The sequence below is a fragment of the Liquorilactobacillus ghanensis DSM 18630 genome (genome assembly GCF_001435235.1).
GTDB lineage: Bacteria > Bacillota > Bacilli > Lactobacillales > Lactobacillaceae > Liquorilactobacillus > Liquorilactobacillus ghanensis.
Genome location: NZ_AZGB01000015.1, coordinates 171,117 through 188,133, shown reverse-complemented (window position 1 = coordinate 188,133; position 17,017 = coordinate 171,117). Strand labels below are relative to the sequence as shown.

At 36.7% G+C, this 17,017-nt stretch carries 15 protein-coding genes, 1 tRNA gene and 1 pseudogene; 16 read left to right on the top strand and 1 reads right to left on the bottom strand.

The window, feature by feature from the left end; all coding sequences use genetic code 11:
- The first annotated feature begins 12 nt into the window (after nt 1-12).
- From whiA to FC89_RS12370, 6 genes and pseudogenes are all read left to right on the top strand, one after another.
- A complete protein-coding gene (whiA, locus tag FC89_RS05060) occupies nt 13-957 on the top strand; it encodes a DNA-binding protein WhiA (RefSeq protein WP_057871460.1) in 945 nt (314 codons plus the stop codon).
- A 127-nt stretch (nt 958-1,084) separates the two neighbouring features.
- Nucleotides 1,085-1,678 carry an ATP-dependent Clp endopeptidase proteolytic subunit ClpP gene (clpP, locus tag FC89_RS05055; RefSeq protein ID WP_057871459.1) on the top strand — a complete coding sequence of 198 codons (594 nt, stop codon included), beginning with the start codon at nt 1,085-1,087 and terminating at the stop codon, nt 1,676-1,678.
- A 319-nt stretch (nt 1,679-1,997) separates the two neighbouring features.
- The gene (locus FC89_RS05050; protein ID WP_057871458.1) at nt 1,998-2,327 is read left to right on the top strand and encodes a hypothetical protein; all 330 of its coding nucleotides are present in this window, start codon (nt 1,998-2,000) and stop codon (nt 2,325-2,327) included.
- Between the two features lie 351 nt (nt 2,328-2,678).
- On the top strand, nt 2,679-2,858 hold the full coding sequence (locus FC89_RS05045) for a type II toxin-antitoxin system HicA family toxin (RefSeq protein ID WP_057871457.1): 180 nt from the start codon (nt 2,679-2,681) through the stop codon (nt 2,856-2,858).
- Nucleotides 2,859-2,902: 44 nt separating this feature from the next.
- A complete protein-coding gene (locus tag FC89_RS05040; RefSeq protein ID WP_057871456.1) occupies nt 2,903-3,301 on the top strand; it encodes a type II toxin-antitoxin system HicB family antitoxin in 399 nt (132 codons plus the stop codon).
- A gap of 71 nt (nt 3,302-3,372) precedes the next feature.
- Nucleotides 3,373-4,144 (top strand): annotated as a pseudogene (locus FC89_RS12370) (reverse transcriptase domain-containing protein); the annotation flags it as partial.
- A gap of 344 nt (nt 4,145-4,488) precedes the next feature.
- Here FC89_RS12370 and FC89_RS05030 read toward each other — a convergent pair.
- Nucleotides 4,489-4,560, bottom strand: a tRNA-Arg gene (locus tag FC89_RS05030).
- Nucleotides 4,561-4,626: 66 nt separating this feature from the next.
- Here FC89_RS05030 and rpoN point away from each other — a divergent pair.
- From rpoN to FC89_RS04980, 10 genes are all read left to right on the top strand, one after another.
- Nucleotides 4,627-5,928, top strand: coding sequence for an RNA polymerase factor sigma-54 (rpoN, locus tag FC89_RS05025; protein WP_057871454.1), 1,302 nt, complete (start codon nt 4,627-4,629; stop codon nt 5,926-5,928).
- 302 nt (nt 5,929-6,230) lie between these two features.
- Nucleotides 6,231-7,259, top strand: a complete 1,029-nt coding sequence (locus FC89_RS05020) for a sugar-binding transcriptional regulator (protein ID WP_057871453.1) — start codon at nt 6,231-6,233, stop codon at nt 7,257-7,259.
- 59 nt (nt 7,260-7,318) lie between these two features.
- Nucleotides 7,319-8,332, top strand: a complete 1,014-nt coding sequence (gene gap, locus FC89_RS05015) for a type I glyceraldehyde-3-phosphate dehydrogenase (RefSeq protein WP_057871452.1) — start codon at nt 7,319-7,321, stop codon at nt 8,330-8,332.
- 109 nt (nt 8,333-8,441) lie between these two features.
- Nucleotides 8,442-9,632 carry a phosphoglycerate kinase gene (locus tag FC89_RS05010; protein WP_057871451.1) on the top strand — a complete coding sequence of 397 codons (1,191 nt, stop codon included), beginning with the start codon at nt 8,442-8,444 and terminating at the stop codon, nt 9,630-9,632.
- Nucleotides 9,633-9,676: 44 nt separating this feature from the next.
- Nucleotides 9,677-10,432 carry a triose-phosphate isomerase gene (gene tpiA, locus FC89_RS05005; protein WP_057871450.1) on the top strand — a complete coding sequence of 252 codons (756 nt, stop codon included), beginning with the start codon at nt 9,677-9,679 and terminating at the stop codon, nt 10,430-10,432.
- 99 nt (nt 10,433-10,531) lie between these two features.
- Nucleotides 10,532-11,857, top strand: a complete 1,326-nt coding sequence (gene eno, locus FC89_RS05000; RefSeq protein ID WP_057871449.1) for a phosphopyruvate hydratase — start codon at nt 10,532-10,534, stop codon at nt 11,855-11,857.
- Nucleotides 11,858-12,288: 431 nt separating this feature from the next.
- A complete protein-coding gene (gene secG / locus FC89_RS04995; protein WP_057871448.1) occupies nt 12,289-12,525 on the top strand; it encodes a preprotein translocase subunit SecG in 237 nt (78 codons plus the stop codon).
- A gap of 98 nt (nt 12,526-12,623) precedes the next feature.
- Nucleotides 12,624-14,954 (top strand): ribonuclease R, encoded by a 2,331-nt coding sequence (gene rnr / locus FC89_RS04990; protein ID WP_057871447.1) that lies wholly within the window; start codon nt 12,624-12,626, stop codon nt 14,952-14,954.
- Nucleotides 14,955-14,991: 37 nt separating this feature from the next.
- Nucleotides 14,992-15,459, top strand: a complete 468-nt coding sequence (smpB, locus tag FC89_RS04985) for an SsrA-binding protein SmpB (RefSeq protein WP_057871446.1) — start codon at nt 14,992-14,994, stop codon at nt 15,457-15,459.
- Nucleotides 15,460-15,634: 175 nt separating this feature from the next.
- Nucleotides 15,635-16,756 carry a 3D domain-containing protein gene (locus FC89_RS04980; RefSeq protein ID WP_157060660.1) on the top strand — a complete coding sequence of 374 codons (1,122 nt, stop codon included), beginning with the start codon at nt 15,635-15,637 and terminating at the stop codon, nt 16,754-16,756.
- Nucleotides 16,757-17,017: the final 261 nt, after the last annotated feature.

Below are 17,017 nucleotides of genomic sequence, written 5' to 3'. Positions count from 1 at the left end.
GAGGTGATGACTTTGTCTTATGCGAGTGATGTAAAAAAAGAATTAACAACACTTCAAGTTCATCAGGCAAATGCCAAGGCTGAACTGATGGCCTTGATTCGCTTAAATGGCTCACTAAACTTGGCAAATCATCGCTTTATTTTGAATATTCAATCTGAAAATCCGGCGATTGCACGTCGAATTTATCAATTATTGAAAAAGTTTTATGCGATTGATGGCGAATTGCTGGTTCGCCGCAAAATGAAATTAAAAAAGAATAATTTGTATATTGTTCGTTTGAAAAAAGGCACGGAAAATGTTTTAACAGATTTAGGAATTTTTGATGGTACCAGTTTGCAGCGAACTGACGCGATTCAGTTATTAAAATCTGATAGTCAGATACGATCGTATTTACGAGGTGCATTTTTAGCAGCCGGATCGGTTAATAATCCAGAAACCAGCCGTTACCACCTAGAAATTTATTCTTTGTATGAGGATCAAAACGAAATGATTTGTCAGTTGATGAATCGTTATCAGTTAAATGCTCGTAAAACGCAACGGCGCAGCGGTTATATTACTTATCTAAAGGAAGCTGAAAAAATTGCCGACTTTTTATCATTAATTGGTGCAACCAATGCTATGCTGAAATTTGAAGATATTCGTATTGTACGTGATATGCGAAATTCGGTTAATCGCATTGTTAATTGCGAAAATGCTAATTTGAATAAAATTGCCGATGCATCTAATCACCAATTAGAGAACATTAAGTATCTTGATCAGCAAGTTGGCTTGGAACATTTACCATTGAAACTACAGGAGATCGCTTTGGCTCGGTTGGCACATCCAGAGATTTCGTTAAAAGAATTAGGTGAAGTGGTTCCTAATGGACCAATTTCAAAATCAGGGGTCAACCACCGTTTGCGAAAACTTAACGAATATGTTGAAAGAATTCGTGCTGGCATGGATATTGCTAAATAATTTGTAAAAAATTTCTTTAAAGTAAACAATTTTTTTGACCTTTACTGACCTATGGAGTATCCTAGTATTAATGATACTTGGATACTAAAATAGTGGTATCAGTTATTTATTGAGGAGGTTATCGATAATGAACCTAGTTCCTACAGTCATTGAGCAGTCTTCACGTGGTGAACGTGCTTATGACATTTATTCCAGATTGCTCAAAGATCGGATTATTATGCTTTCAGGAGAAGTTAATGATGACATGGCAAATGCCATTATTGCCCAGTTGCTTTTCTTGGATGCTCAAGATTCAGAAAAAGATATCTATATTTACATTAACTCACCTGGCGGCAGTGTATCAGCCGGTTTAGCAATTTATGATACAATGAATTTTGTTAATTCAGACGTACAGACAATTGTTATGGGTATGGCAGCTTCGATGGCAAGTGTATTGTCAACAGCTGGTACTAAGGGCAAGCGATTTGCATTGCCAAATTCTGAAATTATGATTCACCAACCTCTTGGTGGAGCACAGGGTCAGGCAACTGATATCAACATTGCTGCTGAACATATTCTGAAGACACGGAAGCTGATTAATAAAATTTTGGCTGATGGGTCAGGTCAGGATATTGAGGTTATTAATCGTGATACTGAACGTGATAATTTCATGACTGCACAGCAGGCCGTGGATTATGGTTTGATTGATGGAATTATGACCAATAAAAAGAATTTGAAATAAGTCTTGTTTTTTAAATGAAAGCCAAACAAGGTCGATTAAATGACGACCAATTTTGACAAACAAGATCATTAAATTGATTTAGTTTACGTGGACTGTCTATTCTTGCATAGAATAAGCAGTCTTTTTTTGTGTTGTAATAAAAAATAATGATTTTTCGAAGCTTCTTGATTTTGCAAGTAATTGTTTTGATCGCTGTTAGCTTTATTTTTTATCTTACTAGTGTAGCACTTGAAAAATTATGATACTATTACAAGTGGTATTTTATTTACTGGAACTAATTTGAAAATAAATTTTTAGTTTTAATTAAGGGAGAATTTTTATGAAACGTTATTCTAATCAGGGTGGAGAAAGTATTGAAAATCAAAATTCTGCTTCTGATCTTTATCAAGGACAAATAGCTGCAGAAAAGAAAACTACAATTTTTTTGATTTTTGGTTGGATTTCTGCGGCACTTTCTCTTATTTCACCAGCGATTGGCACTATATCGATTATTTCAGGTGTACTTACTATAAAATATCACCGAAAATTAGCAGGAAGCATTTTGATTATAACGACTCTTGTTTTTATTGGCATTGGTTTAACTGGGTCTTTCAATGATTTTATTACTAGTTTTGCTGAGGGTTTTGTCGCTGGAGTAGAAGGAAAATAACACAATTGGAGAGGTTTAGTTATTGTCTAATTTGATTTCATCTTAAGTCCAATTTTTTACTATTATGTATATAAGGAATTTATTTTGTAGGGAATAACGCTCTACATTTTAATGTGCTTCTTATAATTTTTAAATATCATATCTGTACTTTCGGAGAAAATAATATTGTAGTAACCAGAAAAAGAAGAAGTGAAATTTTCTTTGATGAACCTAGGGCAAAATAAATAGGTATAACTAATATTTGTTATTTATAATTAAAATAAATTAGCAGCCATTGAACTGTTTTTTTTAAAGTTGTTGACTTTAATACGTATAAGGCGTATTATAATGATTGTGAGGAGAAACTTTGCTATGCCGATGAAAACAAGAGACTTTGTGAAGCTTCTTAAAGCAAATGGGTTTAAAAAGATTTCACAAACGGGTTCTCATGCTAAGTTCGTTAAAGACGATAAAACGGTAATTGTTCCAATGCATGCGAGAGAGTTGCCAAAAGGCATTGAACATTCCATGAGAAAACAAGCAGGGCTTTAATGAGCCTTGTTTGGTATCTTTGAATTTAGAAAGGAGCTTACAAGGTGGCTTATAATTATTATGGAACATTAGCTCATAACAAGGAAGATAATGTATGGGAAGTTTCATTTGACAATTTTCCTGAAGCGATAACATTCGGCAAGACACCGGCTGATGCTTATAGGTATGGTAAAGAAGCTTTAATTTTGGCTTTAGATGGTAAAACTAACTTTCCTGAGCCAGCGAAACTAAAGGATAATGTCGAAATTGATTCACAGAAATATGATGAAGCTTTTCAACTCCCTTTTGAGGTTTCTAAGTCTGAAATAGAGAGTTCTGTTAAACACGAAACAGTTAAGAAAAATACAACTATTCCAAAGTATTTGGCTGATGAAGCAGTTAAACAAAACATTAACTTCAGTCAAACATTAACAGAAGCTCTAAAAGAAAAATTACAAGCATAATTATGATTATAAATAAAGGGGCGATCACAATAGTTGTGATTGCTTTTTTGTAGTGCGCCCGGCATGGACGAATACTAGGCGGTGAAAGTCCGGAAAACTCAAAGCAAATCGGAGCGCGTAGCGCAATTTCTGGTGAACAAACAATGATGAGTGGCACAAAGTTTCAAGCCCAAGTGTTAGACCGTAATAACCTCAATCAGGCTTACTTGCGAGTCAAACACAACAAGGGAGTCGCAGATCTCGATGGTATGTCCGTCGAAGACCTATTGCCATATCTGAAAACACATCGGCGGGAATTACTTGACTCATTAGTAAATGGGACTTATTGTCCCATGCCAGTAAAGCGAGTCGAAATTCCAAAGCCTAATGGTGGTCAGCGAAAGCTTGGCATTTCCACGGTCGTAGATCGTTTGGTCCAACAGGCTGTGTCTCAAGTTCTAACCCCCATTTTTGAGCAAGTTTTTCAGATAGTAACTTTGGTTTTCGACCGCATCGAAGTGCACATGATGCCATTCGGCAAGTGATTGACCTTGACTTAATGGCCTACTTCGATACGTCAACCATGATTTAATGATGAAATTTGTTAGTTAGTACGTTCAGGACCCATGGTTATTGAAGCTAATTCGTCGGTTTTTGACTAGTGGGGTCATGAATGGCCATGTCTTCGAACCTGGAATCAAAAGGACACCGCAAGGAGGACCCTTGTCTCCATTGCTAGCTAACATTTATCTTAACGAACTCGACAAATTACTCACTAGTCGAGGCCACAAATTCGTGCGTTACGCTGACGACTGTAATATTTATGTTAAAAGTAAACGTGCGGGCCAACGAGTTCTCGCCTCCTACTCGATTTATTAAATCAAATATTCAGATATTTGAAAGTTGCGCTTATAAAATAAGTTAATTTTTTATTGACACCGCTTACAATACGATATAAAATATTAGCTGCAATATATATATAGCGTAGCTTTTTTTGAGTAAGTCGGTAAAACTGGCTTATTTTTTCGTGTCATATACGTGCCCTCTGCTGCAAACTAAAACTCTAATCGCATAATTTGACTGTCTGAGTGCAGAATAGAGCGCATAAAAAATAGCCCTATCAGGGCTAAATTGTGGTTTAATGCTATAATGTTAACAGATATGTTGTCTAAAGAACGTGAAAGCATTGATTTTAAGGCATAATAAAATGCGCCACGTGGGAGTCGAACCCACATTACAAGAACCGGAATCTTGCGTGCGATCCATTACACTAGCGGCGCAATACTCTTATTATTCTAGTTGATGCTGAAAAAAAAAGCAACCCCAAAATAAAAGGAGTGTGAAAAATGTCTTTCAAACAAGCTATTAGTCAAGAACAACGTCAAATTCAAAAATTGGCTATGACGCAGCAGATGCAGCAATCAATTAGAATTTTACGTTATAGTATTGAAGATTTGAATGATTTTATGCATCAAAAACAGCTTGACAATCCTTTCATTAAAATTAAAACTTTCAGTTCCTTGAATTCTTTAAATGATAATCGCTCTCTTTCATTAGAAGAAGGCCTAGCTGATCAGCAGACACAGTCCTTAACGGAATATTTATTAAGTCAAGTCCATTTGACTATGCGAAAAACTTTATTGCGTGGCTGGGTAGTCTTTTTAATCGATCATCTAGATCAAAATGGCTATTTAACATTAGATATTGAAACAATTTGTCAGCAAACTAAAGCTGATCGAACAACTTTACTTGATGCATTGACGCTCCTTCAACGACTAGATCCACCAGGAGTTGGCGCTCGAAATCTACAAGAATGTCTATTGCTGCAAATTGAAAATGATGATCAGTCACCAGCAGCAGCTTCAGAATTAGTTGAGCATCATTTTACAGAACTTGCCGATCACCAATGGGAAAAGATTGTTTATAAAACCAAGTTATCTATGACTGAAGTTCAAAATATTTTTGAATACATCAGAAGTTTATCTCCTGCTCCGGGAGCAGCATTTGGGGCTGATAATTTAACATACATTTATCCGGATTTAATTGTCGAAGTTTCACCAGAAAGTAGGCAGGTCGAAGTAAAACTGAGTTCCGAAAACCAACCACAAATTGTTTTTAAAAAAAGTTATTATGAGAAGTTTGCTAATGTAGCCGATCAGGATGTTAAAGCTTATCTGCGCGAGAAACACGCAGATTATGTTTCATTGGAACATAATCTGGCACAACGTGGTCAAACAATTTTACGTGTGGGAAAAGAAATCGCTTTACGCCAGCAGAAATTTTTCTTAGATGAGCATCACCCGTTGAAACCATTGCTGTTAAGAGATGTTGCTCAAAAATTGGGGTTGCACGAATCAACTATCAGTCGGGCAGTGCATGGCAAATATTTAAAATGTGATTTTGGGGTGTTTGAGTTAAAAAAATTATTTAAACGTTCAGTTGTAACGACTGCTAAAGATGATTTATCAGTTGATGAAGCCCAATCTCAGATTAAAGCATTGATCGATGCGGAGGATACACATAAACCGCTGTCGGATAGTCGACTAACAACTTTACTGCGAACGAATGGTATTTTATTGTCACGTCGGACAGTTGCAAAGTATCGTGAAGCATTGGGAATTGCTTCTTCAGTAAAACGGAAACACTAATATAAATTATTTTCGGCTAAAATGGGAGAAAAATATTTTTTTGTTAACAATTTGGTCAATATTTTTGTACTCATTTAACTAAAGTTCGTGATTGAAGAAGAAAAAGCTTTTATCATGAAATCGTTGATTTTACTTGAAAAGCAGACGTTAGATTGCTTGCATCCAAGCACTTTTATTGGTATAATTCAGATGTGGTTAAGGTGAGTCGGATGTGTGACCAAGGAAAATTATATTTTTTTTAGTTTACTGGGTCGCTGAATGACACCACTGGACTAAAAGTGTCCCATAGGAAGGAATATGACATGAACCAAGAGTTGGATTGGATCGAGCAGCTTGCTCCTGACATGATTGAAACTATGGTCCAGCGTTTTATGATTATTCGTCATATTTATTGGGCACAGCCAGTTGGACGACGAACTCTAGCTCAGGAGGTCGGCTTAACCGAAAGAGTATTGAGAACTGAAACTGATTTTCTCAAGCAGCAAGGTTTGATTGAAGCAACTCGTTCTGGGATGATAATCACTGGCCAAGGACATGCTGTTTTACAAGGCTTAAGTTCGTTGATTGATGAGCTGGCGGATATTCATCAACAAGAAGAAGAGTTGGCAAAGACATTAGGAATTGCTCGATGCTTGATTGTTACAGGTAATACAGATAAGCAAACAAAAGTCATTGAAGCAATGGGAAAATTAGTTAATGATGCATTGGATCGGCTTTTACCGGTTGGACGGAGTGTCATTGCTGTTATGGGTGGTACAACGATGGCAGAAATTGCTCATTGTTTAACGGCTAAATTAAGTGAAAAGCGAGATTTGGTCTTTGTTCCTGCTCGTGGTGGGATTGGCGAAACCGTTGCAATTCAAGCTAATAGTGTCAGTTCCATGATGGCCCGTCAAGCAGGTGGAAAACATCGTGCATTGTATGTTCCTGAACAGTTAAGTAGGCAGGCTTATGCACCATTACTCAAAGAGCCAAGTATTCAACAGGTTATTCAATTGATTCGTAATAGTGATGTGGTGATTCATAGCATTGGACAAGCAATTAAGATGGCTCGTCGGCGTGATATGGACACAGAAGTTGTTACGATGTTGCAAAACAAGCAAGCTGTTGGAGAAGCATTTGGATATTTTTTTGACGAGGCTGGTCAAATTGTATATAAGATTCCGCGAATCGGTGTTCAACTAAGGGATCTTACTAAAATGAAGTATGTAATTGCAGTTGCTGGTGGCAGTTCTAAAGCTAAGGCAATTGTGGCTTACATGAAACACGCACCTTCACAAACTTGGTTAATAACTGATGAAGGCGCTGCAAAGATGATTTTAAAAAAGTAGTGCTAACTTGGCACACTTTTTAAAATAAATTTTTATTTCCTAAAGGAGGAAATTTTAGTATGACTACTAAAGTAGGTATTAATGGTTTTGGCCGTATCGGTCGTTTGGCATTTCGTCGTATTGCTGAAACTTCAGAAGGGCTTGAAGTTGTTGCTATTAACGATTTAACTTCTCCAGCTATGTTGGCACATCTTCTGAAATATGATACAGCTCATGGTCAATTTGATGCTGAAATCTCTGCTACTGACAACGCATTGGTTGTTAATGGTAAAGAAATTCCTGTATATGCCGAAGCAGATGCTCGTAACATTCCTTGGGTAAAAAATGACGGTGTTCAGTTAGTTCTTGAATCAACTGGTTTCTACACTTCAGCAGAAAAAGCTCAGGCTCATATTGATGCAGGTGCTAAGAAAGTTTTGATTTCTGCTCCTGCTGGCAAAATGAAGACAATCGTTTATGGTGTTAACGATGATACATTGACACCAGATGACAAAATCGTTTCAGCAGCTTCATGTACTACAAACTGCTTAGCTCCTTTAGCAAAAGCTGTTAACGATGCATTTGGCATCAAAGCTGGTACAATGACAACAATCCATGCTTACACAGCTACTCAGAAACTTCAGGATGGTCCTGATCGTGGTGGTAACGTACGTAATGCACGTGCTGCTGCAGAAAATACAATTCCTCATTCAACTGGTGCTGCTAAAGCTCTTGGCTTAGTTGTTCCTTCATTGAATGGTAAACTTGATGGCCATGCACAACGTGTACCTGTTATTACAGGTTCATTGACAGAATTAGTTGCAACACTTGATAAAGTTGTTACAGCTGATGAAGTTAATGCAGCTGTTAAGAAAGTTACTGAAAACAACCCATCATTTGGTTACAATGATGATAGCATTGTATCATCTGACATTATTGGAACAACATTTGGTTCAGTATTTGACCCAACTCAGACACAGGTTGTTGGCGAAGGTGAAGGCCAAGTTGTCAAGACTGTTGCATGGTATGATAACGAATCTGGTTTTACAGCACAGATGATCCGTACATTAGAGAAATTTGCTAGCATGCTTTAAGATTTAGCTAACGCTAAGTTGATTAACTAATTGCAAGTCATCGAGGCGGGGGGAGGCAAAACTCTCTTCGCCTTTTGTTTTTTTAATAAAAAATGGAGGCTGAAATTTTATGGCTAAGTTAACTGTTTCAGATTTAGATGTTAAGGGTAAAAAAGTTTTAATTCGTGTCGACTTTAATGTTCCGATTAAAGCAGGCGTGATCGGTAATGATAACCGGATCGTTGCAGCATTACCAACGATTAAGTATGTGACTGAAAATGGTGGTAAAGCTATTCTTTTCTCACATCTTGGCCGTGTAAAAAAGGAAGAAGACAAAAAAGAACTTTCTTTACGTCCAGTAGCAGAGCATTTAGCTGATTTAATCAAGAAACCAGTTACTTTTGTACCAGTAACTCGTGGTCCACAACTTGAAGAAGCAATTGGTAAAATGAACGATGGCGATATTCTTTTAGTTGAAAATACACGTTTTGAAGATTTGGATGGCAAAAAAGAATCAGGTAATGATCCAGAGTTAGGCAAATATTGGGCTTCACTTGGTGATCTTTATGTTAATGATGCTTTTGGAACAGCGCATCGTTCTCATGCATCTAATGTTGGAATTGCCAGCAATATGAAACAAGCAGCTGCAGGTTTCTTATTGGAAAAAGAAATTAAATTCTTGGGTAATGCGGTTGATAATCCAGTTCATCCTTTTGTTGCAATCCTTGGTGGCGCAAAAGTTTCTGATAAGATTGGTGTAATTGATCATTTATTAAGCAAAGCTGATAAAGTTATCATCGGCGGTGGTATGACTTATACATTTTACGCTGCTAAAGGTATGAAAATTGGTAATTCATTAGTTGAAAAAGATAAAATTGAACTGGCAAAATCAATTATTGAAAAAGCTGGCGATAAGTTAGTATTACCAGTTGATTCAGTTGTTGCTGAAAAATTTGCAAATGATGTACCTAGCAAAGTAGTTGATGGTGAAATCCCTGATGGCTATATGGCTTTGGACATTGGACCAAAATCAGTTGAATTGTTTGAAAACGTCTTAAAAGATGCTAAAACTGTTGTTTGGAATGGACCAATGGGTGTCTTTGAGATGAGCAACTATGCTAAAGGTACACTTGAAGTTGGCAAATTCTTAGGTACTTTAAAAGATGCAACAACAATTGTTGGTGGCGGTGATTCAACTGCAGCTGTTCAACAATTAGGTGTAGCTGATAAATTGACCCATATTTCTACTGGTGGTGGTGCTTCATTGGAATACCTTGAAGGAAAAACACTTCCAGGAATTGCAGCAGTTTCGGATAAATAAAATGGTTCAGTAGTTTTTAATGCAAATTTGAAAGGATGATTTCTTTGCGTACACCAATTATTGCTGGTAACTGGAAAATGAATATGAATCCCAGTGAAACAGCGGAATTTGTTAAAGCAGTTAAGAATGACTTACCTGATTCAGCTTCAGTTGAATCAGTTATTGCAGCACCTGCAGTTGATTTACCGGCATTGCTTGAAAATGCTAAGGGTTCAGCATTGAAAGTAGCAGCTGAAAATTGTTACTTTGAAGACAATGGTGCTTTTACCGGTGAAACTTCACCCAAAGTTTTGAAGGAAATGGGTGTTGATTATGTAATCATCGGCCACTCAGAACGTCGTGGTTATTTCCATGAAACTGATGAAGATATTAATAAAAAAGCCCATGCAATTTTCAAAAATGGTTTATTGCCAATTATTTGCTGCGGAGAATCATTGGAAACTCGTGAAGCTGGCAAGGCAGAAGAATGGGTTGCTAATCAAGTAACTGCTGCTTTGAAAGATTTGTCTGCTGATCAAGTAGCTAGTTTGGTAATTGCTTATGAACCAATTTGGGCAATCGGCACTGGTAAGACTGCTACAGCTGACCAAGCTGAAGAAATTTGTGCAGTTGTTCGCAAAACGGTTGCGAAATTGTATGATGAGACAGTTGCTGATAAGGTTCGTATTCAGTATGGTGGTTCAGTAAAACCAGCTAATGTTAAAGAATTAATGGCTAAAGAAGATATCGACGGTGGTTTAGTCGGAGGTGCTTCATTAGTTCCTGATTCATTCTTAAAGCTGGTAAACTTTAACAAATAGTGACTTGTTAATTGATTAGCAATTGCAAGTTTTCCTAAAAACATTTAAAATGTACTTGAGGTTAAACTCAAGTCAAGTAAACTCAAAGGAGAGTGGATTATGTCTAGTATTACAGAAATTTATGCTCGCGAGGTTTTAGATTCACGTGGTAATCCAACAGTTGAAGCGGAGGTTTATACTGAAGCAGGTGGCTTTGGTCGTGGAATTGTTCCTTCTGGTGCTTCAACTGGTGAACATGAAGCTGTAGAATTGCGTGATGGTGATAAATCACGTTTTATGGGCAAAGGTGTTACTAAAGCAGTAGACAATGTAAATAACATCATTGCTAAAGAAATTGTCGGCTATGAAGTAACAGATCAAGTTGCTATTGATAAAGCAATGATCGAACTTGATGGTACACCAAACAAGGGTAAACTGGGTGCTAATGCTATTTTATCAGTTTCAATTGCAGCTGCACGTGCTGCTGCTGATGAATTGCAGACTCCGCTTTACAACTATTTAGGCGGTTTCAATGCACATGTTTTGCCAACACCGATGATGAATGTTATCAATGGTGGTGCTCATTCAGATAACAAGGTTGACTTCCAGGAATTTATGATCATGCCTGTTGGAGCTAAAACTGTTAAAGAAGCAATTCGCATGGGTTCTGAGACTTTCCATAATCTTAAGAATTTATTGGCTGCTGATGGTAAGGCAACTTCAGTTGGTGATGAAGGTGGTTTTGCACCGGACTTTGCTAACAATGAGGAACCTTTAGAATATTTGATCAAAGCAATTGAGGCAGCTGGCTACAAACCAGGGAAAGATGTTGCTATTGCAGTTGATGTTGCTGCTTCTGAATTATGGGATAATGAGACTAAGAAGTACAAGCTTCATTGGTCAACTGGTGAAGAATTCTCAACTCCAGAATTCATTAAATATATTGAAGGTTTAGTTGACAAATATCCAATCATTTCAGTCGAAGATCCAATTGATGAAAACAATTGGGATGACTGGGTAGAAATCACCAAAGAACTTGGTAAGAAAGTTCAATTAGTTGGTGATGACTTCTTCGTAACCAATACTCAATACTTGAAGAAAGGTATTGATATGGGCGCTGCAAATGCTATTTTAATCAAGCTTAACCAGATTGGTACTTTGACTGAAACAGTTGAAGCAATCGAAATGGCTAAGGAAGCTGGTTATACAGCAATTGTTTCTCATCGTTCTGGTGAAACTGAAGATACAACGATTGCTGATTTGGTTGTTGCTACAAATGCTGGTCAGATCAAGACTGGTTCAATGAGCCGGACAGATCGGATTGCTAAGTACAACCAGTTAATGAGAATCGAAGATCAATTGGGTAAAACAGTTGCTCAGTATAAGGGTGTTCAATCATTCTACAACTTGAGCGCAGCTGCTCGTGAAGCAATCGAAAACAAATAATTTTAATTGCTTTTGGCAGGATAATAATTTTTAAAATTCTTTGTTCAAGTGATACTGGTAAGTTACCAATAATTAGCCAAATTATTTGAAAAGGTTGCCTGTTTTTTAAAACAGGCAACCTTTTTTAACTTCAAAATAACGAATATCGGAGCTAGATAACCAAGAATATTTATTTTTAGCAGCAGTTGGTCAATTTAATGATTAGTGAAGGAGCTTTTATAGAATTTATGCTAGAGAATTTTTTAGATAGAGGAACATTTATCATGTATCCAGCATGTTTTCATTTGCTATTTATAAATTAACTTCTGGGCTTATATTTTTAAGTAACATTCACTTTTTTAACTGTTTGTTTTAGATAAATCAAACTGGAAAAGAAAACTTTTTTATGCTACATTAGAGTAAATATAGAATTTTTCAAGGAGGCCAAGATTTTGTATAATTTATTATTAGTGCTGCTAATGATTGTATCTGTACTGATCGTTATTGCTGTTATGATGCAACCAGCTAAGAATGATAATGCTTCGACGGCACTTTCAGGAGGAGCAACTGATTTATTTAGTAAACAGAAGCCTCGTGGTTTTGAAGCGTTTATGCAAAAAGTAACTGTAGTTCTAGGGATTTTGTTCTTTGCACTTTCGCTAACATTGGTTTTTATTTCATCACATTGATCAAAAACCTCCTGCTTAGAGATTGCCGGAGGTTTTATTTGTGGTAATCTCTCAATAAACTTTTTAAAATACATGTAGAAACTCAAACGAGGAATTAAATGGATAGAAAAAAAATTAAAGAAAGCTTGTTAAATATATTAAAGAATTCACCGGATCAGGAATTTTCTGTGCAAGAATTAGCGGATGACCTGATGATGAAGAAGTCTGATCAATTTAAACAAATTGTTCAAGCTTTAGCGCAACTTGAACAGGAAAAAAAGATAACGCTTAATCAAAATGGTGCTTTTACACTTGCCAAAGATGAAAATATGGCAACTGTTACCGGAGAATTTCATGCAACTGATCGTGGGTTTGGTTTTGTAACAGTTGATCCAGAACAACCGGATTATTTCATTAATCCAACCCAGACGATGGCTGCTCTTAACGGAGATCAAGTTGAAGTAGCTGAATTACGTGCAGCTGATCCTAAAATGGGTCGAGGTCCAGAAGGCAAGATCGTTGCGATTGTGCAACATGTTTTGACGCAAATTGTTGGTGAATTTTTTATTGATGAACATGCTGAATATCCTAAACGGATTATTGGTGAAGTAAAACTAAAAGATAAAAAACTGAACCGCTACCGCTTCTTAATTGTTGATCAAGGTCTGCATCCAGTTCCAGGTGAAATCATTTTAGCTCAGATTACGTCATATCCTAATCCTCATTTACCAGGCATTTTAGAAGGTATGGCAACTAAAGTAATTGGTAATGTTAATGATCCGGGAATTGATATTTTGCAGGTTGTTTATCAACATGATTTGCCGACAGCGTTTCCTGATGATGTAATGAAGCAAGTTGCTAAAATTCCTGATGAAGTGACAGCGGCTGAAAAACGTGATCGGATTGATTTAACAGATCAAGATCTAGTAACAATTGATAGTATTGAATCTAAAGATTTAGATGATGCCGTTACAGCTTGGAAATTGCCAAATGGGCATTATCATTTAGGTGTCCATATTGCTGATGTTTCGCACTATGTTGTTCCAGGAACACCATTGGATCGTGAAGCTTATACACGTGGAACATCAGTCTATTTGGCTGATCGGGTAATTCCAATGTTGCCGCCAAAGCTTTCTAATGGAATTTGTTCGCTTAACCCGCAAGTTGAACGACTGGCAATGAGTTGTGAGATGGAAATTGATCAGCAAGGTAAAGTTGTCTCTCATCGAATTTTCCCTAGTGTAATTAAAACTACTGAGCGGATGACTTATAAAGCTATTAACAATATTTTAGAGTCGCATGATCAAAAAACTATTGAGCGTTATCAAAGATTGGTGCCAATGTTTGAAACCATGGCTGAACTTCATAAAATCTTGCAGAAAATGCGTCACCGGCGCGGAGCAATTGAGTTTGAAGATGATGAAGCAAAAATTATTCTTGATTCACAAGGACATCCAATTGATATTGTGCTACGGCAGCGCGGGTTAGGTGAAAAGTTGGTTGAATCGTTCATGCTGGCAGCTAATGAAACGGTAGCTGCTCATTTTCACCAATTAAAAGTACCGTTTATTTACCGAATTCATGAAACACCGAAGCCAGAAAAAATGTTGACTTTTATGGAGATGCTTTCAAGTATTGGTTTGCAAGTAAAGGGTAATGTTCATGACGTTAAGCCCAAAATGTTGCAGGATATTTTAAAAGAAGTAGCTGGTAAGCCTGAAGAAACAATGGTTTCAACGATGTTATTACGCTCAATGCAGCAAGCAAAATATGCGATAGATCCTTTGGGGCATTTTGGACTTGGGGCTCAGGATTATACACATTTCACGTCACCAATCAGACGTTATCCTGATTTGTTGGTGCATCGTTTAGTTAGATTCTATCGAGAAAATGGGATAGAAACTGATGAAAAGGATCGACTTAAGGAAGAAATCCCAGAAATTGCATTGCATAGTTCACAAATGGAGCGTCGAGCTGTTGATACAGAGCGTGATACCGATGCTATGAAAAAAGCCGAATATATGGCTGATCACGTTGGCGATGAATTTGAGGCAGTTGTTAGTTCGGTTACAAAATTTGGTATGTTTGTTTCGCTGCCCAATACAGTTGAGGGATTAGTTCATATTAATGAAATGCATGATGATTTTTATGAGTTTCTAGAGAAACAAATGGCACTTGTGGGACGAAAAACAAAAAGAACTTATCGAATTGGGCAACCGATCAAAGTTAAGTTATTGTCGGTAGATACTGATCAAAAAGAAATTAATTTCAAGATCATGAATCCACAAGCAGCACCAAAAACGGACCTATTAAAGAAATATGGTTCAAGTAATCAAGCGGCCAAAAGGTCTCATCAACATGGTTTTCAAAATAAAAATAATCATCGGAACTCTAAACAGCATCGGAGTGGCTTCCGCCCATTTAAAGAACAATTAAAACATACGCATTAATTTGCAGATGGCTTGAGATGGATAAGGAAGTGATTCAATGCCACAAAAAAAGAATTATGAACGACCATTAGCACAAAATAAAAAAGCTGGTCATGATTATACAATTATTAATACGGTTGAAGCTGGGATGGTATTAACCGGTACAGAAATCAAATCTGTTCGAGCAAGGCGTATTAATTTAAAGGACGGTTTTGCTCAAATCAGAGATGGTGAGGCGTGGTTGATGAATGTCCACATTTCACCTTATGATCAGGGAAATCAGTTTAATCATGATCCATTACGCAATCGTAAATTATTGCTTCATCGAAAAGAATTACGCCATTTGACAGCGCAATTAAGTGATAAGGGTTTGACACTGGTTCCACTTAAAGTTTATTTGAAGCATGGCTATGCCAAAGTTTTGCTGGGTGTTGCTAAAGGAAAACATGCCTATGATAAGCGAGAAACAATTAAAAAACGTGATCAAGAACGTCAAATTCAACGGGCTTTAAAGAATTACGAATAAATGTACCTAATTAATGAATCGCTTCTAGTTTTTATAGAAGAAGATTCTTTTTTTTGCGTATTTTTTAATAGATACATGCAAACTATAATGACATCAGATAGTAATATCCTGTAATCAGAATGCAATCTTGTTAACACACTGGTTGGGTATAATGCTATGGTGAGGGTGATTAGATATGAATATAATGAAAAAATTAAGTGTAAATCGGTTAATGTTATTAGTGATGCTGACCGTGTTTTGCTTAATTTTATTCCAACCGAAAATAGCCAAGGCTAGCAAAGTAACGGCACTACAGCAACAACAAGCCAGTTTGCAACAGGAATTAAAGCAGAATAATAATGAATTGGCGCAAAAAGTTGCCACCGTTAATCAAACATATCAACAATTAAAGAGTGTGCAACAACAACAAGCGCAAACGAATAAACGTTTAAAACAAGCGCAAAAGGAATTGTCAGCAGCCAAAAAACAAAAACAGCAGCGGATAAATCAAGAAAAATTAAGAATACGTAATTTACAACAAACAGAAGGAACACAGGCTGGACTACAATTATTGCAGCAATCGAAGAATTTTAGTCAGTGGTTTGGTAATTTGGTAGCATTGGGTCGTTTGCAAGCTGCTTATAATCAAAGTATGACTGCAGTTTCTCAAAGTATTAAAGTACTACATAATAGTCAAAAAAAATTAACCTTAACACAGGCTTCATTAAAACAGCAATCAACACAAATAGCTGCGAAAAAAACTGAATTAAACAATTCGGTTCGAGAACTACAAAGTTTGGTTAATAATAATCAACAAAAAATTAAGTTGTTAGCTAATCAGGTTTCATGGGCTAAGGAAACTGAGAAAAAGCAGCAGGCAGCAGCACAATTAGCAAGTGAAACAGCTGCTAAAAATTCAACAGCAGCTGCATCTTCAACCAGTAAAGTCGGTAGTTCAACAAGCTCAGTTTCAACAACAGCCAGCAGCACATCAAGTACAGCCAACAGTGGTAGCAGTAGTGATGTTGCTGCCAGTCGAACCTTGACTATGCAGGCTACTGGTTATTCAACTGCTGAAGCTGGAGCTAGTGGTTATAGTGCTTTAGGAATTAATTTAAAACAGCATCCGAGTTGTGTCGCAGTTGATCCGAGCGTTATTCCATTAGGCAGTGTAATTTGGGTTTCTGGCTATGGTGTTTCAATTGCAGGTGATACTGGTGGTGCAATTAAGGGAAATATTATTGATTTGCATTTTGCAAGTGTTGGCCAAGCAACTGCATGGGGTAGACGGACGGTTACAGTTAAAATTTTGAATTAGAAAAATTATTATTATAAAAGATAAGTATCAACTGGTTTGCAACAGCTGATGCTTATTTTTTACTAAATTATTTAATCTTAACAGGTTAGTGAACGTTAATATTAGGAAAATCAAATTTTCGAACAAGTAATTTTTGAATTTGGTTCGTTGTAGTTATTTCTTTTGAAAACACGTTGAAATAAAAGCAGTCGATGTTTACGAGCTGCTATGCTCATAATGCTTTTTAAAGTAGATATAAAATAAAATAATGAAATCAACCTC